Source organism: Microbacterium cremeum (assembly GCF_015277855.1).
Taxonomy (GTDB): Bacteria; Actinomycetota; Actinomycetes; order Actinomycetales; family Microbacteriaceae; genus Microbacterium; species Microbacterium cremeum.
Genome location: NZ_CP063812.1, coordinates 3,829,729 through 3,853,009 on the forward strand (window position 1 = coordinate 3,829,729; position 23,281 = coordinate 3,853,009).

The following is a 23,281-nucleotide window of genomic DNA, read 5'->3' on the forward strand; positions in this document are numbered from 1 at the left end:
CCAGCCCTGGTGCGGCCCATTCCGGACCGCGGTGTCGTCCCGGGATCCGCGATCCGCTACTCCTCGCGCGGGCCGAGGTCGGGGCTCGACACGAAGCGCACGAGGGGCTCGGTCACGACGCGATCCAGCTCGATCATGACGACCGTGTTCGCCCCTCCCGACACCACGGCCGCGGGGACGTAGAGCGTGCGCTGCGGACCGTTGCTCCAGTACCGGCCGAGCAGGAACCCGTTCACGACGGCGAAGCCCTTGCCCCATCCGGCGGTGTCGAGGAAGAGGTCGACGGCCGCATCGAGCGAAAACGAGCCCCGCAGCACGAACGGGCCCACGTCGGCGGTCGGCGCTGCAGCGGCGGGCGAGGCATCCGTCGCCGCTCGTCCCAGCGCGGCCACGTCGATCGGCGTGGCCGTCCACTCGGCGAGGGCGACGTCGTCGAGCGTCACCGGCCCGATGAGTCCCTTCGACTCGCCCAGCCGCACGTCGTAGTTGACCCGGCCCTGTTCCTCGACCAGCACGCGCAGCCGCCGCCCCGCGGGCACGCGCAGCGCGTCTTCGTGACGAGTCCGCGACACCGCGCCCACCGGCACCCCGTCGACCGAGATCCAGGCCTGGTCGCGCACGTCGCCGAACCGCAGCGCTCCCCCGCGACCGCCGAGGTCGGTCTCGTACGCCACGAGTGCGCTCAGGTAGCCGAGCTGCTCGAACGTGGGCGGCTCGACCGCGACCTGCGACGCGGCGCCGGCGAGGTCCACGGCGACCGGGTCGACGTCGACAGGCTCGACAGCGACGGCGAACTCGGGCGCCGGTCCGCTCACCGCCGGCACCTCGTCGGGCACGGGCGCGTACTTCGCAATCACATCGCGGAACGCGAAGTACTTCGCGGTCGGGTCGCCGCGCTCGTCGAGCGGTGCGTCGTAGTCGTACGACGTCACGATCGGCAGGTAGCGGCCCTTGTCGTTCGCGCCGTTGGTCAGCCCGAAGTTCGTGCCGCCGTGGAACATGTAGAGATTGACGGATGCCCCGGCCTCGAGCAGCGTCTCGAGCTCGGCGGCCGCGTCGCCCGGCGACGTGGTGTGATGCTGCCCGCCCCACCAGTCGAACCAGCCGTCCCAGAACTCGGCGCACATGAGCGGACCGCTCGGCTGATACCGGCGCAGGGCGGCCAGTCGCTCGGCCGCACGCGACCCGAACGAGCCGGTGAGGTGCGCACCGGCGACACTGCCGTCGCGCAGCATCTGGTCGGTCGGCTGGTCGATGGTCGTGAGCGGCACCGTGATGCCGGCATCCTCCGTCACCCGGACGAGATGCTCGAGGTACGCGGTGTCGTCGCCGTACGCACCGTACTCGTTCTCGATCTGCACGAGGATCACCGGCCCGCCGCGGTCGATCTGGCGCGGTGCGACGATCTCGTACACGCGGTGCAGGTACGTCGTCACCTCGGCGAGGTACGCCCGCTCCGATCGGCGCAGCCCGATCTCCGGCATCGCGGTCAGCCACACCGGCAGTCCGCCGTTGTGCCACTCGGCGCAGATGTACGGTCCGGGGCGCACGATGGCGTGCATCCCCTCGGCCGCGACGAGGTCGAGGAACGCGCCGAGGTCGTTCCACCCGGTCGCGTCCCATTCGCCGCGCCGCGGCTCGTGCGCGTTCCATGCGACGTAGGTCTCGATCGTGTTGAGGCCCATGAGCCGCGCCATGCGGATGCGGTCAGCCCACTGCCCCGGGTGCACGCGGAAGTAGTGCAGCGCCCCCGACAGCACCCGGAAGGGCTCGCCGTCGAGCAGGAAGTCGGACTCGCCGATCTCGAACGAGCGTGCAGAACCGGATGCCTCGGCCGCCGTCATCGCACGGCTCTCGCCTGCAGCACCGCCGCCAGGCGCTCGAGCTGCGACGCGTCTTCCAGGGCCGATCCGACCGCGGCGACGCGCACCCCGGCGTCGAGGAACTCCTCGACGTTGGACGCGTCGAGGCCGCCGGTCGCGACGAACCGCACCTGCGGGAACGGTCCGCGGATGTGGCGGAACCAGCCGCTGCCGAGCCACGTCGCGGGGAACGCCTTGAGCCACGTGAGACCGAGCGAGACGGCGAGCTGGACCTCGCTCGGCGTCGCGACGCCGGCGAGGATCGGGATGCCGGCATCCTGCGCGGCCCGCACGACCGCCGGGTCGAGCCCGGGCGAGACGAGGTACTCGGCACCCGACTCGGCGGCGAGCGTCACCTGCCGGGGTGTGATGATCGTGCCGGCGCCGACGCTCTTGCCGCGCGCGACACCGCGCTCGACGACCGCGCGCAGCGCCCGCTCGTCCTCGTCGGTCTGCAGCGGCACCTCGACGGAGTCCAGACCGAGGTCCCATGCGGTCTCGGCGAGCCGCACCGAGCGATCGACGCCCATGCCGCGCAGGATCGCCATGAGCGGCGCCCCGGCGAAAGCCCGCTCGAACCAGTCGTCCTGTTGCTCGGTCATCCGTCTGTCCTCTCTTCGAAGTTCATGCTCGCTCTTGCCTCACCCCGCCACGACCCGGCCCCGGGAGGCGCCCCCGAGCCGGGCCGGCGACCACCGCAGACGTTCCACCCATGCGTGGCGGTCACGATGCCGGATCGTCGATCGAGTCGGTGGTGGTCTGCAGCGTGCGGGCGGCGCGGGCGTGCCCGGCGCGCAGGCGCTCGGCGACCGTCGCGCCCGACAGCAGGCTCGCGAGGTAGCCGCCGGCGAACGCGTCGCCGGCGCCGACCGCCTCGACGACCTCGACCACGAGCGCCGGCTCGAACACCTCGTCGGAGCCCGCGAACGCGGTGGCTCCCACGTCGCCGTCCTTGACGATCAGCTCGGCCACGTGCGGCAGCAGCGCCCGCACCTCGGCCGCGGTCGCCGTGTCCCACAGCGTCTCGGCCTCGTCGCGGCCGACGAACACGAGGTCGGCGGACCGCGCGAGCGCGAGCAGCACCGGCGCTGCGGTCTCGGCGCTCCACAGCGGAGCGCGGTGATTCACGTCGAACGACACCGGCACGCCGGCCGCCCGCGCCCGGGCGATCACCCGCACGAGGAACTGGGCCGCCGACGCCGAGATCGCGGCGGTGATGCCCGACACGTGCAGCACATCCACGCCGTCGAACGAGACCGCGTCGGCATCGGCGACGTCGAGATGGGATGCCGCGGACCCCCGCCGGAAGTACAGCACGCCGTTGCCGGGGTCCTTCACGTACAGCCCCGTCGGATGCCGGTCGTCGAACACCACCCGCGAGACGTCGACTCCGCGCGCCGCGAGCTGCCGCGCGACGCGACGCCCGAGCGCGTCGTCACCGAGCCGGCTGAACCACAGCGCCCGGTGCCCGGCTGCGGCGACGTGGGCGGCCACGTTCGACTCGGCGCCGCCCGCATCCAGCAGGAACGCATCGGCGTCGGCGACCGGCTCCGCCACGACCGGCGCGACCATCGCCATCGTCTCGCCGGCCGCGAGGAGTGTCTTCGCCGGCATCGCGGGGTCCCCGCTCACCGCAGGTCGGTGACGGGTGCCGCGTCCATGTCGTCGAACGCCTGGTTCTCTCCCGCCATCGCCCATACGAACGAGTATGCCGCCGTGCCGACGCCGGAGTGCAGCGACCAGGACGGCGAGATGACCGCCTGACGGTCGGCGACGACGAGGTGGCGGGTCTCTTCGCGCTCGCCCATGAGGTGGATGACGCGGGCGTCCGCCGGCACGTCGAAGTACAGGTAGCACTCGGTGCGGCGGTCGTGCGTGTGGGCCGGCATCGTGTTCCACATCGAGCCCGGGTGCAGCTCGGTGACCCCCATCACGATCTGGCAGCTCTTGACGCCGTTCTCGTGGATGTACTGGTTCAGCGTGCGGCGGTTCGAGGTGAGCTGATCGCCGAGCTCGCGCACGGTGCCCTCGCCCGGAGACACGAGCGCCGCCGGGTACGCGGTGTGCGCCGGAGCGGAGAAGAGGTAGAACTGCGCGCCCGCATCGCCCGCGTCGGCGAACGAGACCGAGCGGATGCCGCGGCCCAGGTACAGGCACGCGCCCTTCACGAGCGTGTAGACCTCGCCGTCGGCGGTGACCGTGCCGGTGCCGCCGACGTTGACGATGCCGACCTCGCGGTGCTCGAGGAAGTACTCGCTGCGGATCTCGGGGTATCCGCCGAGGTCGAGGACACCTCCCGCGGGCACCGCGCCGCCGAGCACGATGCGGTCGTGGTGCGTATAGGTGAGGCGGATCTCACCGGGCGCGAAGACGTCGGCGATGAGGTAGGTGTCGCGCAGGTCCTGCGTCGTCATGCCGGGGATCTGGGCCGGGTTCGTCGCGTAGCGCTGCGGGATGTGGCTCTCGGTCACGGGGGTCTCCTGTCGAAGGTGGGATCGGGTTCAGCGGACGAGCCAGCCGCCGTCGACCGGGATCACGGCTCCGGTGACGTACGCGGCGGCGTCCGAGGCGAGGAAGACGAACGCGCCCTGGAGGTCGGAGGCCTCGCCCCACCGCCCGGCCGGGATCCTCGAGAGGATCGATGCCGCGCGGTCCTGGTCGGCCCGCAGCGGAGCGGTGTTGTCGGTGGCCATATAGCCCGGCGCGATCGCATTGACGGTGACGCCGTGCGCGGCCCACTCGTTCGCGAGGGCCTTCGTGAGCCCCGTGACCGCGTGCTTGGACGCGGTGTATGCCGGAACGAGAATTCCTCCCTGGAACGACAGCATCGACGCGACGTTGATGATGCGACCGCTCCGCTGGGCGAGCATGTGGCGACCGGCCGCCTGCGAGAGATGGAACACCGCGTCGAGGTTGACGGCGAGCACGTCGTCCCAGTCCCCGGCGGGATAGTCGGCGGCGGGTGCGCGGCGGATCGTGCCGGCGTTGTTGACGAGGATGTCGAGCCCACCGAGCTCGGCCACCACCTCGTCGACCGCGGCGGACAGCTCCTGCGGTGCCGCCGACACCAGGTCGCGCTGCACGCGGTGCACGCGACGGCCCGTCGCGGCGATCAGCTCGGCGGTCGCGGACGCATCGCCGCGGTCCAGCAGCGCCACGTCGGCCCCTGCCTCGGCGAGCGCGACCGCGGCCCCCTGGCCGAGTCCGCGGCTCGACCCCGTGACGAGGGCGATCTTCCCGTCGAGACGGAACGAGTCGAGGATCATGCGTTGTCTCCTGTGTCGTCACCGGTCGTTGAGCGAGGGTGAGCGGTGGTGAAGCGGGTGGTGAGCTCGCCGATGCCCGAGATGCGCACGGTCACCGCGTCTCCGTCGGCGAGCGGTCGGTGCACGGCCTGCGCGGCCGGGAGCTTCTGCGGCGTGCCGGTCGACACGACATCCCCCGGTTCGAGCGTCAGCACCTGACTCACATGATGGATGACGAACGCGACGCTGAAGATCGTGGTCGAGGTGGACTGCGACACCGTGACGACGCCGTCGCGCACCACCTCGACGAGCAGGTCCTGCGGGTCGGCGACCTCGTCGGCCGTCACCACCCAGGGCCCGAGCGGCGCGAACCCGTCGGAGCACTTGCCGAGCGCCCACTGGCTCTGCCGCCGCTGCCACGCGCGGTCCGACACGTCGTTGAGGATCATGTAGCCCCCGACGTGATCGAGCGCATCGTCGATCGAGACGCGCCGCGCCCGGCGTCCGATGACCACGGCGAGCTCGCCCTCGTAGTCCACATCGGTGGCGCCGGGCGGGATGACGACGGCGTCGTCCGGGCCGGCGAGGGTGTTCGGGGTCTTCACGAAGACGTCCGGGTACTCCGGCTCCGCCGCGGGCTCGGCACCGTCCGGCACGTGTCCGCGGTAGTTGTAGCCGAGGCACAGGATCTTGCCGGGCCGCACCGGCGCGACCAGTGAAGCGGGGTCGAGCCGCGGGAGCGTCGCGGCGTCGGCCGCCGCCACCGACGCACGTGCCGCGGCGCGCAGCTCCTCGGCCTCGAGGATCGAGACGACGTCGCCCGCCACCTTCCCGAGGTCGAGCAGCCGGTCGCCCACGACGACCGCGGCGGGCCGCACGCCGTCCGGGCCGCGGTACGAGACGAGCCTCACCAGTACTTCCTCCACTCGGGCCGGGTCGCGCGCATGAGGGCCTCGAGGTAGAAGTAGTCGCCCCACAGCGTGCCCTCGTCGACACCGTTGCCCTTCGGCAGGTCGTACACCGAGTGCAGGAGCAGCGCGTCCGAGGCCTCGGGCACGGCCGGCGTGTAGTGGGCGATGAGCGACGCGAGGATCGCGTTCGCCCTTGCCGTCCACTCGGCCGCGCGCTCGGCATCCGTCTCGACCGTCGCGAGCTCGAACAGGCCGCACACGACGATCGCCGCCGCGGAGCTGTCGCGCGGGGCGTCGCTGCCGTCGGTGTACACGAGGTCCCAGAACGGCACGTCGTCGGAGGGCAGGTGACGCAGGAAGTACTCCGCGCAGCGACGGGATGCCTCGAGCAGCCGCTCGTCGCCGGTCACGGCGTAGTTCATCGCGAAGCCGTACACGCCCCAGGCCTGCCCTCGCGCCCAGCAGGACTCGTCGAACGCGCCCTGCTCGGTGGCGCCGCGCAGAGGCTGCCCGGTCTCGGCGTCCCAGTAGAAGGTGTGGAACGTCGAGTCGTCCTCGCGCAGGATGTGCTCGCGCAGCTGCTCGGTGTGACGGCGGACCGCGTCGGCGAAGCGCTCGTCGCCGGTCTGCTCGCCCGCCCACGTGAGCAGCGGCATGTTCATGAGGCTGTCGATGATGGTGCGGCCGCGCTGCGCGGGGTCGGACAGATCCCCCCAGGCCTGGATGATGCCCGCGGGCTCGAGGAAGCGCCGCATGAGGTGGTCGGCCGCGAGCAGCGAGGCATCCCGCGCCGCCTCGTCGCCGATCAGGCGCCATGCGGCGACCGTCGACAGCGTGTAGAGGAACCCGAGGTCGTGGGTGTCGAGGTCCTCCTCGTCGCGCACGCGGCGCTCGAAGTCGGCGACGTCGATGCGCGCGGCGTCGTGGAACACCTCGTCGCCGGTCAGCTCCCATGCCAGCCACAGCATGCCGGTGCGGAAGCTCGTCGTCCACCCGCGGTTCCCGCCCACCGGGATGCCGCCCTCCGCCGGCCGGAGCGGGTAGCGGTCGCCCACGGTGGTGTCGCCGGGGAACCCGCCGCCGAAGGTCGCGATGTTGCGGCGGATCGTCGACACAGCGGCGGCGATCGCGTCGTCGGACCCGGCCACCGGGGTGGTGGCGGCCGAGCGGGTGCCCGCGGAGGGCGAAGAGGACGTCATGAGTCAGGGTTCCTTCGTCGGGGAGAGCGAGGCGCCGCGCCGTCAGGCGGCGACGGCCTCGTCGAGGTCGAGCACGGGACGCAGCGTGAACCGCGAGTTCGTCCATGCGAGGTAGAGGGCGGCGGATGCCGTGAGCCCGAGTCCGAGGGCGGGCGCCGTCGCGAACACCGCGGCCTGGGCGGCGAGCGCGGCGAGCGAGACGGCGGTCAGGTACCAGCGCTGCAGCCCGAGGTAGACGCTTGCGCGCAGCACATCGCGCAGGCGCGCGGTGGGCACCTCGGCGATCGCGACGAGCGAGAGCAGGCCCATGGCGGCGGCGAGCACCACCAGAACGGCCAGGAGCGGCACCGTGAACACCGCCGCGGGCGTGGCCGACAGCATCCGCACGTCCACGAGAAGCACCACGACGACCACCGTGACCGCCGCGCCGATCACCAGCGCCCGGCGCCACGTCTCGCGCAGCCCGGTGACGAACGCGCGGATGGGCCCGAGACCGCCGGCGTGGTGCTCGCGGAATGCCCGGAAGGCGGCGGCGAGGCCCGGCGCGGCCAGCGGGGCCGCGAGCGCCAGCAGCGGCCACGACCTCACCGGATCCGTCGTCATGAGCAGGGCGACCAGCGGCAGGCAGGCCACCACCAGCAGCAGGTTCACGATGAGGGCGAGGTACAGCATCCCGATGATGGATGCCCACGTGTCGTGCCGGACCAGGCGGTTGAGGCTGTCGAGCTTCTTCACGGCACTACCCCTTCAGCCCGCTCGTGGCGATGCCCTCGACGAAGTACTTCTGCCCGAGCAGGAAGATGATCGCGATCGGGATCACCGAGATCGTGAGACCGGCGAACAGCAGGGCGTAGTTGGTGTCGAAGAGGTTCGAGACGAAGCTCTTGAGTCCCAGCTGGATCGTCCACAGGTTCGGGTCGCGCAGATAGATGAGCGGTCCGAGGTAGTCGTTCCAGGTGTTGACGAAGGTCAGCAGCGTCAGCGAGGCCAGCGCCGGGATCGACAGCGGCAACATGATCCGGCGCCAGATCGCGTATTCGCTCAGCCCGTCCAGGCGCGCCGCCTCCGACAGTTCCTCGGGGATCGTCTCGTAGAACTGCTTCATGAGGAACACGCCGAACGCGCCGAACGCCTGCAGCAGGATGATCGACCACAGCGTGTTCGACACCTTGAGGTTCGACAGCAGGATGAACTGCGGGATCATGTACGACTGCCACGGCACCGCGATCGTGCCGACGTAGAGCAGGAACAGCACGTCTCGGCCACGGAACCGCATGCGGGCGAACCCGTAGGCCGCGAACGAGCCCGTCAGCACCTGCAGGAACGTCACGACCACCGCGAGGAACAGCGTGTTGCGGATCCAGGTGAGCATGTTCGTCTTGGTCCAGATGTCGACGTAGTTCTCCCACACGAACGTCTCGGGGAACCACGACACCGGCACCGAGAAGACCTCGTTCGGCGCCTTCAGCGAGCTCATCACCATCCAGAAGAACGGCGTGAGCAGGCCGATCGCGAACACGATCAGCGCGACGTACATCGCGATGCGCGCGAGGCGTCTGCGCGGCGTCATCCTCTCGGTGTCGACGGGACGGGGCGCGCCGCCTGCGAGCTTGCGCAGCCCGCGGCGCGGCGCGGGCGGCGCCACGATCGCGACGGTCTGCAGGTCAGAGGAGGTCTGGGTCGTCACGGCCATCAGATGCTCCGCTTCTTGTTCCACAGGAACTGCAGGATCGTCACGACGATGCACATGAAGAACAGTGCGACCGCCGCCGCCGACGCGTACCCGAACTGGCTCTCTTCGAAGCCCTTGCGGTAGATGAACTGCGACAGCACGAGCGTGGACTGGCCGGGGCCGCCGTCGGTCATGACGAGGATCAGGTCGAAGATCTTGAACGAGTTGATGGTCAGCATCACCGTGACGAAGAACATGGTCGGCCGCAGGCACGGCAGCGTCACGTTGACGAACCGCTGCCACACGCTCGCACCGTCGACGCGGGCGGCCTCGTGGAGCTCGCGGGGCACCGTCTGCAGGCCGGCGAGGAAGAGGATCATGTAGTAGCCCATGTCGCGCCACGTGCCGACGATGACCACCGCGGGCATGGCCCATTCGGGCGAGGTCAGCCAGCCGGGCGGGTTCTGGATGCCGATGAATCGGAGGAACTCGTTGATCGGCCCGTAGTCGGGGCTGAAGAGGAGGTTCCACACCACGGCGATCGCCACGATCGAGGTGATGTAGGGGAAGAACGCGGCGGTGCGGAAGAACGCGACGCCGCGGAGCTTGTTGTTCAGCAGCAGCGCGAGCCCGAGCGACACCGCGATCGTCAGCGGGATGTGCAGCGCCGAGTAGTAGAGGGTGTTGACGACCGAGACGCGGAAGCTGCCGTCGCCGATCAGCCGCTCGAAGTTGGCGAGGCCGATCCAGTCCGCCTTGCCGAACACGTTCCAGTTCGTGAACGACATGTAGAACAGCACGACGATGGGGATGAGCGTGAGCAGCCCGAAGCCGAGGAAGTTCGGCAGGATGAAGCTCCACCCGATGAGGGTGTTGCGCAGCCGCAGCTTCGAGCGCCGGCGGCTCACGGGCACAGGCGGCGGCGCGGCACCGGTCTCGGTGGCGGTGATGGTCGCCATGGCGGACCTCCGGGTGGATGCGAGTCGGGGAGTGGTCTCCGGCAGGCTCGGTTCGGGTCCGAGCCTGCCGGAGGGGTGAGCGGTGAGGCTCAGTGCGTCATGCTCAGTCGAGGCCGACCTCGTTGGCGACGCGCTGCTGCGCCTCCGCGATGGCGTCGGCGACCGACACCGAGCCCGACATGATCGCGGTGTGCATGTCGCCCAGGATTCCCTGGATCGCCGCGGTCTTGTTCGACGTCGGGTTCTCGGGGAACACCTCGTGCGTCGAGTAGGCGAACTTCGACAGGTCGTCGGTGGGCGCGCCGTCGACCGCGAAGTACGTCTCGACGACCGAGTCGGTCAGCAGCGCCGGCGTGATGCCGATGCCGGCGAGGATCTGTGCGCCCTCTTCACCCGCGGCGAACGCGAGGAAGTCCTTCGCGGCCTGCACCTTGGACTCGTCGATGGCGGCGTTGATGCCGAACCCGGTCGGGTCGCCGAAGGTCACCGGGGTGTTGTCCAGGCCCGCGGTCGAGGAGTCGACCTGCGGGATCGGCGCGATGCCCCACTCGAAGTCATCGGCGTCGCCGGAGGCCTGCTGCGCGATGAGCGTCGCGACGAACCACGTGCCCATGGGGAGCATCGCGGCGTTCTGCTTGCCGAACTCGCCCTGGTAGGTGAGCTGGTTGGCGCTGGACGTGTTGAAGTCGACCTGGTCGCCCGCGGTCTGCAGCGCGAGGACGTCGTCGTAGAAGGGCTCCATGTACTCGTAATCGCCCTCGAGGATGTCGGAGCCGGTCTGGGCGTTCGCGAAGCCCTGGACCGTCGACTGCCAGCGGTGCAGGTAGGCGCCCTTGGCGGCGCTGCCCGCGGCCGACAGGCCTTCCGTCAGCGCTGCGGCGGCCTCGCTGTAGTCGTCCCACGTCCACGAGCCGTCGGGGTGCTCGACGCCGGCCTGGTCGAAGAGGGCCTTGTTGTAGAACAGCACCCACGAGTCGTTGCGGTAGGGCACCGCGTACGCCGCGCCGTCCACCTCGTACGACGAGGCGCCGCTGATGCCGTCGGGCAGCTCGACGTCCGACACGTCGAGGAGCTGGCCGCCGTCGACGAACGTCGGGACGAACTTGACCTCCTTCTGCGTGATGATGTCGGGGCCGGCGCCGGCGGCGAGGTCGGCGGTGAGGAGCGTGTTGTACTCGGCGGGGTCGTAGCCCTTGAGCTCGATGGTGACGTCGGGGTTCTCTTCGTGGAACGCGTCGGCCAGCGCCTGGAACTCGGGCGTGGTGTCCAGGCTCCAGCCCGAGAGCGTGAGGGTGACGGGGCCCGACTCTTCCGGCGCGGCTTCGGGGCCGCCGCTGCAGGAGGCGAGCGAGAGCGTCGCCACAACGGCGATTCCCGCCGCGGCTGCGTACTTGCGCTTCATTCTGGGGGTACTCCTTTGTGATTGCGGACCCGTCATCGGGCCCATCGGGTTACCGGTTCGCGCCGAACGCGTCTCCGGGGTTCACGAGGCGACTCGTGGTCGCCGTCCCGTCCGGCCACGTGACCGTGACGGTGGTCTGGTCTCCGTCCGCGCCGACGGCGACGGCGGCGTCCGCTGCCGGCTCGGCGTCGGCGGCGGTGAGCTCGAGGAGGGTCGCGGTCCAGTCGCCGACGGCGACCGGGTACGTCACCAGCGGCACGGCCGCCTCGGGTCCGAGCGGGCTGGCGTCGTGACGCGTCTCGACGGTCGCGACGCCGTGGCCGAGGACGGGACGGATGCCGGAGCGCAGGCCGCCGGCGAAGGCCGTGGCTGCGAGCGGCGCTGCGCCGGCACCGAGACCCTCTCCCCCGGACGCCGTGATCGCGTCACCCGACGCGAGAGCCCAGCCTCCGACGCGCAGGCGCAGGGAGCCGGGGTCCACCCCCGGCTCCAGCGCGTCGACCCGCACGAGGCGCAGCTCCCATGGCCCGCGCAGCAGCGAGTGCACCGTGACGACGCCCGCGAGCTCGACATCGCCCTCGAGCCCTGAGCCGTGACGATGCGCCGACGGCCGCGGGGTGACCCAGTGGGCGCGCGACACCGAGCCCGCGACGGCGACGCGACCGCCGGCGTCGTCCTGCACGCGCACGTCGAGGAGCTCCATCGCGGCGCGGTGCGTGGCACGGCCCGCGCCGTCGACGAGGGCGACGGATTGCTCGAGCGGCTCCTCCCACGCGCGGGCGTCGGCGAGCGGGCTCGTCGCGGTCGAGTAGCCAATGCGGGCGTAGAGCGGCGAGTCGCCGACGAGGCTGCCGGCGGCGGCGTGGTCGGTGCCGTGGTTCGCGATGCGCACGATGCCGTCGGCCCGTGTGCCCGAGACGACCCAGCCGGCGGCGCGCACCGCGCGCAGGTCGTCGCCGGTCTCGATCGGGAGCGGCTCGGCCGGTGCGGTCCACACCGGGTGGTCGGCGGGCAGGGCGATGCCGAGCAGCCCCTTGACCGCCCAGTACGGCGAGCCCGGCCCCGAGTACGACTGCGCGAGCTCGCGCCATTCGTGGTGCCAGCCCATCGTGAGGATGCCGTCCGCCGCCGGGACCGCGTGGTCGTCGAAGTGGCCGACGATCGCGTTCGCGGCGCGGCGCAGCTGCCCGAGCGGCACCGACGGCACGTCCGCCATCGCGCCGACCCAGAACGGCGCGGCGGCCGCGAAGCGGTAGATGAGGCTCCGCCCCTGCACGAGCGGCGAGCCGTCGGCGCCGACGAGGGCGACGGCATCCTCCAGGTAGCGGTCCAGGCGCGCCACGTCGGCGGCGGTGCGCCCGCCGGCGAGCTCGTCCGCACCGTGCATGCGCGCCCAGAGCACCGGGTAGGTGTGCAGGGCCCAGCCGACGTAGTGGTCGTACGAGCGCTCGAAGCCGTCGGAGATCCAGCCGTCCTCCCGCACGAGGTCCTCGTGCAGCGCGAGGTCGTCCGCGATGTCCTGCGCCGACCACGGGCCGCCGACCGAGCGCAGGAACGTCTGCACGACGACCCGGAACCACAGCCAGTTCGTCTTCGGGTAGGTCGCGTCGCCGACGACGGGCGCGAGGTAGTCGATGACGCGCTGCTGCGTGAGCGCGTCGAGCCGGTCCCAGATCCAGGGCCGCGTCATGTCGAGCACGAGCGCGAGCGATGCCGCCTCGACCTTGGCCTGCGCATGCTCGTCGAGCCGCACCCAGCGGTCGTCGGCGTCGGGGTCGACTCCCGTGACGATGCCGCGTCGGTAGAAGTCGGCGAGCTCGTCGGTGCCCTCGCCGCGCGCGCCCGTGATGCGGAAGCCGGCGAGCAGGAACGTACGGGCGAATCCTTCGAGTCCGTCCACCGCGCGGCCGTAGCCTCCCTCGGCGCCCGGGAACGTGATGCGTGCGTGACCGGCCGAGGCGTGCTCGCGCGCGGCGTCGAGGAGGCGGTCGGCGTAGGCGAGCCAGTGATCCCGCGTCCAGTCGGCGCGCGTCGCGATGGGCGACGGGGGCTGCTGCGGGATGGGGACGGTCACGGAATCTCCTTCGATGTGTTCGCCATTGAAGCGACCGTTTGGGAGCGTAGCAATCCATTTCGGTCATTGCAAGGCTGAATCAGATTCGTTATGATCGTTTTTGATCGCTTTACTGACGACCGAGTCGACGTCGATTCGGACATTCGAGGAGGAACCATGCCGACGGCCGCCCGAGACGACCGGTTCCACGGCCGGCTCGCCGCCGCGTTCGCGCCGCAGGCGGGGACGGATGCCGCAGCCTTCGCGGCCGCTCTGCCCGCCCTGCTGCAGCCGCCGTCGTCGTCGCTGCCCGTCTCGCCCGCCCGCGACCGCACCGTGTGGGGCGGCTCGGGGTCGGCCGATGCGGAGGCCGTGGCATCCATCCTCTCCCGCGCCGAAGCGGACCGTTCCCAGACCTGGCCCATCCCGCTGGCGAGCGCAGCGGCGCGCGTCCACGCGGACGGCGATCGCGAGGGCTGGGAGCACGCGGCGTTCGCGCGTCAGCAGCGCCTGAGCCGGGCGGTGGTCGCGGCCGCGACGACGCTCGACGACACGTGGCTGTCGGAGGTGCTCGACGGCGTGTGGCTGCTGTGCGAGCAGAGCTCGTGGTGCTGGCCCGCCCACGACGACGCGTTCGCCGCGCGGGGCTCGGTGCTCGCGACCGTCACCGAGCCGTACCTGGATCTCGGCGCCGGCGAGGTCGTCGCGCAGCTGGCGTGGACGGACCACGTGCTGGGCGAGGTCGTCGAGGCCCGGTACCCCGGCTTCCGCGCCCGCATCCGGCACGAGGCTCGCACGCGCGTCTTCGAGCCGTTCACGCGACGCCGGGACTGGCACTGGCTGGGGCTCGACGGCGACGTCCACAACTGGAACCCGTGGATCCACGGCAACGTGCTCGTCGCCGCGCTGCGGCTGCTCGACGGCCCCGCCGAGCGCGACGAGCGCGCCCACGTCGTCGCCCTCGCCGTCGAGGGCCTCGACCGCTACGTCACGGCGCTCCCCGACGACGGCGCGATCGACGAGGGTTATTCGTACTGGTGGAACGGCGCGTGCCGGGCGCTCGAGGCCCTCGACGTGCTGCGCCACGCGACCGGGGGCGTGCTCGACGCGACCGGCATCACCGCGCTGCGCGAGACGGTCGCCTTCCCGCATCGCGTGCACCTCGGCGGCCCCTGGTATCTGAACCTCGCGGACGGGCAGGCGCAGCCCGCCGAGGCGCAGCCCTGGCACGCACTGCACCGCGCCGCCCGGGCGCTCGGCGACGATCATGCCGCCGCCCACGCCGCGTCGCACCGCACTGCCGGCGCGCCCGTCGCCGACGAGCGCGCGGGCCTCGGACGCCTGCTGCGCGGGCTCACCGACACCGCGTGGATCGAGGCCGCGCCCGAGCACTCCCCCCTGCCGCGCGACGTCTGGTTCCCGTCCACCGAGGTGCTGCTCGCGCGAAGCACGGCCGGCACGCCGGCCGGGCTCGCCGTCGCCGCCAAGGGTGGGCACAACGACGAGCACCACAACCACAACGACGTGGGGTCGTTCGTGGTCGCCTCGGACGGCGTGCCCGTCGTCGTCGACGCGGGCCGCCCGACCTACACGCTGCAGACGTTCGGGCCGGATCGCTACGACATCTGGACGATGCAGAGCGGCTGGCACAACGTGCCCGTGATCGGCGGTCGTGAGCAGGGCGCCGGCCGCCCCTTCGCGGCATCCGGCGCGCGGGCGGCGATCTCCGGCGACACCTCGTCGTTCACGGCCGAGATCGCACGGGCGTATCCCGGCGCCGCCGTTTCGTCGTGGCGCCGCACCGTGCGCCTCGAGCGCGCCCCCGGGCGCGTCGTCATCGAAGACACCTGGACCGCGTCGGCTCCCGCCACCCACGACCACACCACACACCCCCCGGTCGTGGAGCGAGCGAGGAACGAGCGAGACGAAACGCGCCCCCGCGAACACACCACGGTGCGGATGCTGCTCGCCGGCGAGGTACGGCTGTCTGCGGCATCCGCTCACGTCACGCCGCTCGACGGCGCGACGCCCGTGCGGATCGCGTGGCCGGAGGGGATCGGCACGTCGATCGTCGTGCTCGAGCTGGACGATCCGATGCTCTCGAGCGTGTGGGGGCCCCGCCTGACACGGCTCGAACTCGACGTGACGACCCGCGAGCGGGTCGCGGTCACGGTAGAACAGGACCTGACGAACGCGGAGGACACACGATGACCGACCAGCACCCGGCACTGCTCGCCGCCGAGCGACGGGCGCACGTGCTGGCCGCGCTCGAGCGCGACGGCGCCGTACGAGTCGCGCAGCTCATGGACGAGCTCGGCGTCGCGCCGGTGACCCTGCGCCGTGACCTCGCCCAGATGGAGCGCGAGGGGCTGCTGGTGCGCGTCCACGGCGGCGCCGTGCCCGCGGCGAACGGACTCGACGAGTCCGACCCCGCGGGGGCGCGATCGCGCACCGGGTCCATCGCGATGCTCGTGCCGTCGCTGAGCTTCTACTGGCCGAGCGTCGTCCGCGGCGCCGAGGCGGAGGCTGCGCAGCTGGGCATGCGCGTCGTGCTGCGCGGCGCGTCGTACGAGCTGCAGGACGAGCGCCCGGTGCTGGAGCGGCTCGTGCACACCGAGGGCGTCCGCGGCCTCGTGGTCGCCCCCAACACCGACACGCCGCACGCGCAGGACGTCGTGCAGTGGCTCGCGGGCTGCGGCGTGCCGAGCGTGCTGGTCGAGCGCGACGCCGTCGTGCTCCCGGAGGGCAGTCCGGTCGAGAACGTCACGACCGACCACGCGCTGGGCGCCGTCCTCGCAGCGCGCCACCTGGCCTCGCTCGGCCATCGCCGTGTGGGACTCATCATCGCGCGCGACTCGCCGACGTCCCGCAAGATCGCGGCCGGCTGGCAGGCCGCGTGCGCCGAGCTCGGCCTGACGCCGGCCGACCACTTCGAGACGAGCCTCCCGCCTCGCACGAGCCCCGACTTCTCGGCGGTGGTGGACGCGGCCCTCGACGCCGCGCTGTCGAACTCGGTCACGGCGCTCGTGGTGCACTCCGACCCCGAGGCGATGGCGTTCGTCGACCTCGCGCTCAATCGCGGCATCTCGGTGCCCGGCGACCTGTCGATCATCGCGTACGACGACGAGGTCGCCGAGCTGTTCACGCCCGCGCTGACCGCGGTGAGCCCGCCGCGCGGCGCGGTCGGGCGGGCCGCGGTCGACCTGGTCGCCCGCCGCCTCGAGGACCCGGCGCGGGCGGTGCACCGCGTGGTGCTCAACCCGACCCTCAACGTGCGGGGATCGACGGCGCCGCCGCGCGGCGCGTGACGCGCGGCGCGGCGGCGGGATGAGACGTCGTCAGTGGATCGCGGTGAAGCGGCGGCGGTGGTGCGCCGGCGAGTCCAGCTCGTCCACGATCGCCAGTGCCAGGTCGGCGGCGGAGATCGTCGACGTCCCGTCGGCGTCGCGCAGCAGCACGTCACCGCCGAGCACATAGGTGCCCTTGGACGGGGTGGCGAGCCACGACCCGAAGTCGGCGGGCGGGCTCACGTAGAACCAGTCGAGCGTCTCGGGGCTCGCCGTGAGCAGGTCGAGCGCATTCAGACCGGTCTCGATCTCGGGCTTGACGTCGGCCGGGAGCTGTTCGTGCGACACGTCCCACACGCGCGGGCCACCCTCTTCGACGTGCAGCGACGACGCGCCGCCGATGTAGCCGAGGCGCGTCGTGGTGCCCGCGAGCCGCCCGATCAGGTCTTCGACGACGCCTTCCTGCTTGCCGGCCATGTCGCCGCGCGGCGAGAGGGCGACGATGACGGTGTCGCGGCCGGCGGTGACGGCGTCGAGCACGCTCGCATCGAGCGCCGAGCCGCGAACGTACTCGACGCCCGGGATCGGCTGCGCCGGCTCGTTCCGGCTGACCGCCGTGACCTGGTGCCCGCGCCGGTGCGCCTCCGCCACGATGGCCGAGCCCGCGTACCCGCTGCCACCAAGAACCGTGATGTGTGCCATGTACCGCTTCTCCTTGCTCTCTTTCGGTAAGTCAGTTACTTTACGAGAGAATAAGGAGCTCCGGAAGAACGCACTTTGCAGTAAGAAGGGAACTCCGTGGTGAGTCAGATCCCGTGGGACCCGTATCGGCCCGACTGCCCGAGCCGACGACTGCTCGACCGCATCGGCGACCGATGGACCGTCCTGATCGTGCGAGTGCTCGACACCGGTCCGCATCGCTTCTCGGCGCTGGCTTCTGCCGTGGGCGGCATCTCGCAGAAGATGCTGACGCAGACGCTCCGTTCGCTCGAGCGCGACGGCTTCGTGACGCGCACCGTCTACGCGGAGATCCCGCCGCGCGTCGAATACGCGCTCACGCCGCTCGGGCGCTCACTGCAGCAGCCGCTGCGCGCGCTCGAGGAGTGGGCGATCGCCAACATGGATGCCGTGTGGGAGAACCAGAAGAGCCACGACGCGCTGGCGGGGTGACCGGATGCCTCGGGTCGCGGCATCCGGTCACCCCCTCCGTCACCTGGTGACCTTGACGTTGAGCTCCTTCGAGGCGGTCGTGCCGGCTGCGTTGGTGAACTCGACCACGTAGACGTACGTGCCCACCGGCTTGCCGGTCACCTCGAGCTTCGCCCGCTGCGCGCCGGGGCTCGCCGCCACGAGCGTGCCGGCGCCCGCCTCGGCGCCGTTCTCGAGGAACCGGTACGACGTGGCGTTGGTGCCCCACCACAGGTCGGCGACCACGGTGTACGTGCCGTCGCCGTCCTTGTTGGCCGCCGAGATCGCGGGCTTGCCGGGTGCGGCATCCGTCACCGTGACGGTGAGCGGCTGCGTGGCCGTCGTGCCCTTCGAGTTCACCAGCTCGCCGGTGAACGCGTACGTGCCGTCGGGCAGCCCTTCGATGTCGACCACGGCTCGCTGCGCGCGCGGAGAGTCCATCGTGAGCGGCATCTTGGCGACGAGCTCGCCGTCGCGGTACAGCTTGAACAGCGAGCCGTTCTCGCCCCACCACAGGTTCATCGTCACCTGGAACGTGCCGTCCTCGAGACCGGTGTCCCAGCCGTCGTTCGAGGCCAGCGATGCCCGGGCCGGCGCGGTGCGGGCGCCGTCGTCCGACGCGACCTCGGGAAGGGTGACGGGTGCCGTGGCCGCCGAGCGCTCGCCCTCACCGAGCTCGTTGACCGCGGCGATCTCGTAGGCGTGGGTGGATCCGAGCTCGAGCGATGTCACCGTGCAGCTCGTCTCGGCGGCCTCGCACACCGGCTCGTCGCCGCCCGCCTCGTACACGCGGTAGCCCGAGAATCCGGGACCCATCAGCGCCGGGGCCTCCCACGTCACCGTGATCGAGGTGTCGCCGGCGCGGGTCGCCGCGGGCTTCTGCGGCGCGCCGGGCAGCGTGGTGTCGGCGACGGCGAGCCACGAGATGACCGGCCGTTCACTTCCCGCGCCCTCGTTGGTCACGACGTAGTCGACCGTCGCGGGCGCGGCGAGCGTGAACGTCAGCGGCGCGGCGAGCGGTGTGTTCGAGCCCGACAGCGGGATGTTGCCCTTGGCGAGCTCGGTGCCCGCGACCGACACCGTGTGGTTCATCGTGCGGTTGAGGTTCCACCACTCGGTGAAGCCGCCGGTGAGTGCGTACGTGCCCGCCTCGAGGGGTAGCCGGTAGATCAGTCGCGTGGTGTCCTGGTACAGGCCGGTCGAGTACTTGTCGTTGATGTCGGTGGCGCCCTTGGTCTTCATGCCGTCGGCGACATATCCCCACTGGTCGGCGGATGCCGACACCTGATCGACTTTGTCGTTGCGCAGATTCGGCACCGCCGCCGCGACCGCCGAGTACTGCGGCGAGGCCACCCCGCCGGTTCCCGAGTCGATGTAGTAGACGAGCGCAGGCGGCACGATCTCGAAGGCCGCGACCACGCGTTCGCCGCTGTCGGCGAGCCGGCCGGTGACCGTGAGCCTGGCGTACTCGGCGCGCGGCTGCGCGGCGGATGCGGCATCCCACTCCACCGCCTTCTCGGCACCGGCGACCGTGACCGTCCCGGGCAGCTCGTCCTTCATCGCGAGCGCGCCTTGCACGCCCAGATCCCGCGGCAGCCGCTGGACGTACACGAGCGCGAGGCGCGCGTTGTAGCCGCTCGTGCCGTTGGTGCCGAATTCGACGCCGACCACGGCGTCGTTCTCGAGGGTGAGCGGCTGCGCCACCGGGGTGGCGGCCCCCGTCGACACCGCGGTCTTCGTCGTCTCGGCGCCCGCGGCGCGCACCTTGGCGTACACGTTCGTGGTCAGCCCCGCACGCGGAGCCTGCACGGCGACGATGTTGTATGAGCCCGCGGGAAGCGGCAGGTGGTAGGTGACGGGCTTGTTGTAGTCGGCGCCGACGAACGACGAGCCCCAGTCCTGCGGGTTCCCCGCCTGCAGGGTCGTCGCGGTCGTCGAGTACCCCCAGGTCGGGCCGGCGCTCGTGCCGTCCCACTTCTGGTCGGCGGCGTCGTTGCGCAGGTCGGGGAAGGATGCGGCGACAGCGGCATAGGCCGAGCCCTCGGCGGCGCCGCTCGAGCCCGAGTCGATGAAGTACTCGAGGTCGGCGGGCACGACGAGCACGGTCGCGCTGAAGCGCTGGTAGTAGCCCGACGCGAGCTTCTCGGTCGACCGTCCCGAGGCCGCGAAGGTCGCCAGCTCGGCCGTGGTCGCGGCCGCCGCCTCCGACGCGAGACTCCAGGTCACCTCGGCATCGCCGCCGCCGAGCTCGAGTGCATCGGGCAGCGTGCGATCGCCCGAGACCACGGTCATGACCCCGAGGTCGAGCACGTCCGGGCTGACATCCTTCGGGGTCAGGCCGTCGGCCGCTGCGGTGAGTCGTGCGGCGATCGCGGCGGCTCCTTCGGCGTCGAGCCCGTACTGCTCGGGGTCGTCGACCGCGTTCTGTGCCGCGGCGCGCACCGCCGCGAACACGGCCCACGTCTCGGCGCTGTACTCGCCCTCGTCCAGCCCGGCCACCGACTCGACAGCGGCCGACAGCGGTGCCGTGTCGACGCTCGCGGCGTCGGCGGAGGCGTGGATGACGCCGACCGCGTCGACGTTGAGGGAGCTGTCGTTCGCGGTCTTTATGACCACCGTGTGCGGCTCGTTCCGGAGTCCGCGCAGCATGAACGTCGTCTTCTCACTGCCGGCGGCGAAGGTCGGGGCGGCCGCGACGATGGTCACGCCGTCGACCACGACGTCGAGCGTCGTCGCCCCGCTGTTGGTGCCGATGATGTCGAGGCCCGTGCCGGTGAACGAGTACGTCATCGCCGCGCCCTTCGCCGTGCTCTTGGACGCCGTCCGCTGCCACTCGAACATGCCCTGACCGTTGACGTGGCTCCAGCTGCCGTCGAAGTCGAGGACGGGAACCGAGGTGTCCTCCCAGCTCGTCTGATGCATGCCGTCGACGATCCATGCGTAGTACGGCGTGTAGCCGGGCACGGTCTCGACCTTCAGGTTGTCGAACTGCACGAAGCTGAAGCTCGAGCCGAGCTGGATCCGCCCCGCCGCCTGCGGCGCGGCATCCGTGTAGGTGGCGATCTGCACGCCGTTGACGAACGCGGAGTACGCGTTGCCGGCGACCTTCACCGCGATGGTGTTCCAGACGCCCGATCCGGCCTTGAATGCCGCCTCGGGCATACTCGCGACGCTTCCGGCCGAGAGCGTCGTGCCGTAGCGCAGGAACGTCCAGGCGCCCGCCGGGTCGATCCTCAGCTCGGCGGCCGAGACGTTCTGCCCGTTCGCCGTGCCGCCCTGCTCCCGGGCGCCGATCGTCGCGTACTGTGCTCCGGCCGCCTCGAAGAGCACATCCGCCGAGACGGTGTAGTTCGCCCAGCGGGCGTCGCCGATCGTGGTCTTCGGGTCGCCCGCGTTCCAGGCTCCGCCGGCCATGCCCGGTCCCACCTGCTGGCGCAGCACGCGGCCGTGCGCGGCGTCCGCGGTGAGCACCGATTCGAAAGCGCCGTTCGTATCGTTGGTGTACCGCGGGGTCACGCCGTTGTCTGCGGCGTCCACGGCGGGCGTTCCCGCCGGCCGCGGCTGGGCGCCGCGCACGTCGAGGAACGACTGGCCGGTGTCGACGAGCTGCCCGGTCGCGGGGTCGTAGCCCTGGATCGTGCCCTGCTCGCGGTAGTCGAAGTCGTCGCCGTACAGGATTCCGTCATCGGTCACGCCGTTGACCGCGCCCGAGGCGTCGGTGTCGAGCGCGTCCCGTCCGCCGCCGGCCGCGGTGTACTCCTTCGAGCTCGGCAGCGAGCTGCCGTAGCCGTCCCTCGGGGTGAGTGTGCCGTCCGCTCCGGCCGTCGCGTGGTCGAGCGTCGTGACGGTCAGCGCCGACCACGGCTTCACCGTGACCGAGTACGACCCGTCGGCAGCCGGTGCGATCTCGCCGATGGGCTGCAGGTAGTTGGCGTCGTACGCCTCGCCCGCGTCGGCGGCGCGGGTCTCCCACAGCTCCGCGGTCTGGTCTGCGCCGAGGCTCAGGCCGTTCGCGACGATGCGGTAGGTCTTGGCGAACTTCGAGTCGTTGATGATGACGGTCGAGAAGTCGGTGGCGTCGGGCGCCGCGAGCGTCGTGTACGAGGCTCCGCCCGCCCGCGCGCCGCCCGGCGGGTTGCCCGTGCCGAGCTCGCTGCGCGAGGCCTGCGGGATCGCCCGCCAGATGCCGGCGGTGTTGTCGGCGTTCTCCCACCCGAGCTTCGCGAACTGCGTGAACTGCTCGATCACTGCGAGCCCGCCGTCGTAGGCGAGCCAGCCCGACCACGGCTCACGGGCGTTCACGAGCTCCTTCGACGAGTACTGGAACCCGTCGTAGAACGAGCCGATCGCCGGCTGGAAGATGTTCATCGTGCGACGTGACGCGGCGAACCCGGTCGTGACCCAGTTGCCCATCTCGAGGGCGCTGTTCGTGCCGCCGAACTGCGTGCCGAAGCCACCCTGCTCGTCGCTCGCGTTGTTGTTCGGGCGGTCGGCCGAGCTCGAGAACGTCGACTGGCCCTCCGAGTTCCACACCTCGAGATCGAGCTGCTCGGCGATCTTCTTCATGTTGCCGGCGCTGTCGTCGGCGCTGGAGTAGTGGAAGCCGACGATGTCGACGGCATCGCGCAGCGACGGGTCGGTGGTCGAGGTCATGGCGTTGCCGAACGACACCGGCGGCGTGCCCACGGTGTCGGCGGCGATCGTCTGGATCGCGTGGAAGAGGTTCTTCTCCTCCTCCGACGCGAAGCCGTTGTTCGGGTCGGCGGCTGTCGCGCCTTCGTAGCCCTTGGTGTCGTCGGCGATCCACCTCGAGAAGTCCTTGTAGAGCGGGATGTCGGGGTTGCCGGTCTCGTTCGTGTCGGGGTTGATCGAGTCGACCATGATGCCGAGCTCGCGGTAGGCCGCGAGCACGGTGTTCTTGTACCAGATGTACTGGTCGGCGTGACTGGTGACCCACGTCGGGCGGGTCCATCGCAGGATGCTGACGTGGATGTCGCCGTGGGCGACGAGCTGCGCGTCGGCGGCGAGCTGGAAGCCGGGCTCGCGCAGCACGTTCGGGTACTCGTCCCGCGAGCGCATCGTCGCCGGGTTGGGGCCGGTCGAGGTGTTGCGGTCGTTGCCCATCTCGATCTTGACGGTGTTCATGATCGGGTGCTCGCCGCCGAACAGCGTCTCGATGAGCTCCCAGTACTTGTCGGGATGCTGCGCCTTGTAGTCCAGCAGCAGCGCGCTCGTCGAGTTCGCCGAGAGCACGCCGAAGCCCTTGAAGGTGAGTCCGTTCCGGTTCTGCGCCGCCGCCGCGATGTCGGCACCGTTCAGCGTGACCGTGACGGGGTCGGCTCCCGCAGCGGCCGCGGGAGAAAGGGGGATCGCGACCGTGGCCAGCGTCACCGCGGCCGCGGTGAGGGCGGCAGCGATCCGGGCCGATGACATCTTCGCCATGGAGTTCCTCGTCGTCGAAAGAGAGCCCACTCGGGTCGCCTGTCAGGGAACCACCACGGTG

Annotated in this window: 17 protein-coding genes; 3 read left to right on the forward strand and 14 right to left on the reverse strand. The window is 71.3% G+C overall.

All coding sequences use genetic code 11. The features are described from left to right. Positions 1-56: 56 nt before the first annotated feature. The 12 genes from IM778_RS16995 to IM778_RS17050 form a co-directional block, all read right to left on the reverse strand. Positions 57-1,844: a glycoside hydrolase family 35 protein gene (locus IM778_RS16995; protein ID WP_194409981.1), complete on the reverse strand. Its 1,788-nt coding sequence runs from the start codon at positions 1,842-1,844 to the stop codon at positions 57-59. Next, positions 1,841-2,464, reverse strand: coding sequence for a bifunctional 4-hydroxy-2-oxoglutarate aldolase/2-dehydro-3-deoxy-phosphogluconate aldolase (locus IM778_RS17000; protein WP_194409982.1), 624 nt, complete (start codon positions 2,462-2,464; stop codon positions 1,841-1,843). Before IM778_RS17000 ends, IM778_RS16995 begins: the two co-directional genes overlap by 4 nt. 121 nt (positions 2,465-2,585) lie before the next feature. After that, a complete protein-coding gene (locus IM778_RS17005; RefSeq protein WP_194409983.1) occupies positions 2,586-3,476 on the reverse strand; it encodes a sugar kinase in 891 nt (296 codons plus the stop codon). A 14-nt stretch (positions 3,477-3,490) separates the two neighbouring features. After that, on the reverse strand, positions 3,491-4,333 hold the full coding sequence (kduI, locus tag IM778_RS17010; RefSeq protein WP_228484629.1) for a 5-dehydro-4-deoxy-D-glucuronate isomerase: 843 nt from the start codon (positions 4,331-4,333) through the stop codon (positions 3,491-3,493). A 30-nt stretch (positions 4,334-4,363) separates the two neighbouring features. Further along, on the reverse strand, positions 4,364-5,128 hold the full coding sequence (gene kduD / locus IM778_RS17015) for a 2-dehydro-3-deoxy-D-gluconate 5-dehydrogenase KduD (RefSeq protein WP_228484630.1): 765 nt from the start codon (positions 5,126-5,128) through the stop codon (positions 4,364-4,366). Beyond that, positions 5,125-6,018 carry a fumarylacetoacetate hydrolase family protein gene (locus tag IM778_RS17020; RefSeq protein WP_194409984.1) on the reverse strand — a complete coding sequence of 298 codons (894 nt, stop codon included), beginning with the start codon at positions 6,016-6,018 and terminating at the stop codon, positions 5,125-5,127. Before IM778_RS17020 ends, kduD begins: the two co-directional genes overlap by 4 nt. Beyond that, the gene (locus tag IM778_RS17025; protein ID WP_194409985.1) at positions 6,015-7,217 is read right to left on the reverse strand and encodes a glycoside hydrolase family 88 protein; all 1,203 of its coding nucleotides are present in this window, start codon (positions 7,215-7,217) and stop codon (positions 6,015-6,017) included. Before IM778_RS17025 ends, IM778_RS17020 begins: the two co-directional genes overlap by 4 nt. A gap of 42 nt (positions 7,218-7,259) precedes the next feature. Further along, positions 7,260-7,952, reverse strand: coding sequence for a ferredoxin-NADPH reductase (locus IM778_RS17030; RefSeq protein ID WP_228484631.1), 693 nt, complete (start codon positions 7,950-7,952; stop codon positions 7,260-7,262). Between the two features lie 4 nt (positions 7,953-7,956). Then, a complete protein-coding gene (locus IM778_RS17035; protein WP_228484632.1) occupies positions 7,957-8,910 on the reverse strand; it encodes a carbohydrate ABC transporter permease in 954 nt (317 codons plus the stop codon). Further along, positions 8,910-9,848, reverse strand: a complete 939-nt coding sequence (locus tag IM778_RS17040; RefSeq protein ID WP_194409986.1) for a carbohydrate ABC transporter permease — start codon at positions 9,846-9,848, stop codon at positions 8,910-8,912. The genes IM778_RS17035 and IM778_RS17040 overlap by 1 nt, the downstream gene beginning before the upstream one ends. Before the next feature lie 103 nt (positions 9,849-9,951). Further along, entirely contained in the window at positions 9,952-11,250 is a 1,299-nt protein-coding gene (locus IM778_RS17045) for an ABC transporter substrate-binding protein (RefSeq protein ID WP_194409987.1), read from the reverse strand. 49 nt (positions 11,251-11,299) lie between these two features. After that, complete coding sequence (locus tag IM778_RS17050) at positions 11,300-13,324, reverse strand: DUF2264 domain-containing protein (protein WP_228484633.1); 2,025 nt, start codon at positions 13,322-13,324, stop codon at positions 11,300-11,302. Positions 13,325-13,480: 156 nt separating this feature from the next. Here IM778_RS17050 and IM778_RS17055 point away from each other — a divergent pair, with 156 nt between their 5' ends. Then, complete coding sequence (locus IM778_RS17055) at positions 13,481-15,514, forward strand: heparinase II/III domain-containing protein (RefSeq protein WP_194409988.1); 2,034 nt, start codon at positions 13,481-13,483, stop codon at positions 15,512-15,514. Next, the gene (locus tag IM778_RS17060) at positions 15,511-16,611 is read left to right on the forward strand and encodes a substrate-binding domain-containing protein (RefSeq protein WP_194409989.1); all 1,101 of its coding nucleotides are present in this window, start codon (positions 15,511-15,513) and stop codon (positions 16,609-16,611) included. Before IM778_RS17055 ends, IM778_RS17060 begins: the two co-directional genes overlap by 4 nt. Positions 16,612-16,641: 30 nt before the next feature. Here the strand turns inward: IM778_RS17060 and IM778_RS17065 are convergent, their stop codons facing one another. Continuing rightward, on the reverse strand, positions 16,642-17,292 hold the full coding sequence (locus tag IM778_RS17065; RefSeq protein ID WP_194409990.1) for an NAD(P)-dependent oxidoreductase: 651 nt from the start codon (positions 17,290-17,292) through the stop codon (positions 16,642-16,644). A 99-nt stretch (positions 17,293-17,391) separates the two neighbouring features. Between IM778_RS17065 and IM778_RS17070 the strand changes: the two genes are divergently transcribed. Beyond that, a complete protein-coding gene (locus tag IM778_RS17070) occupies positions 17,392-17,760 on the forward strand; it encodes a winged helix-turn-helix transcriptional regulator (protein ID WP_420488859.1) in 369 nt (122 codons plus the stop codon). Positions 17,761-17,799: 39 nt separating this feature from the next. Here IM778_RS17070 and IM778_RS17075 read toward each other — a convergent pair whose 3' ends face one another. Continuing rightward, a complete protein-coding gene (locus IM778_RS17075; RefSeq protein ID WP_194409991.1) occupies positions 17,800-23,220 on the reverse strand; it encodes a fibronectin type III domain-containing protein in 5,421 nt (1,806 codons plus the stop codon). Between the last annotated feature and the right edge of the window lie 61 nt (positions 23,221-23,281).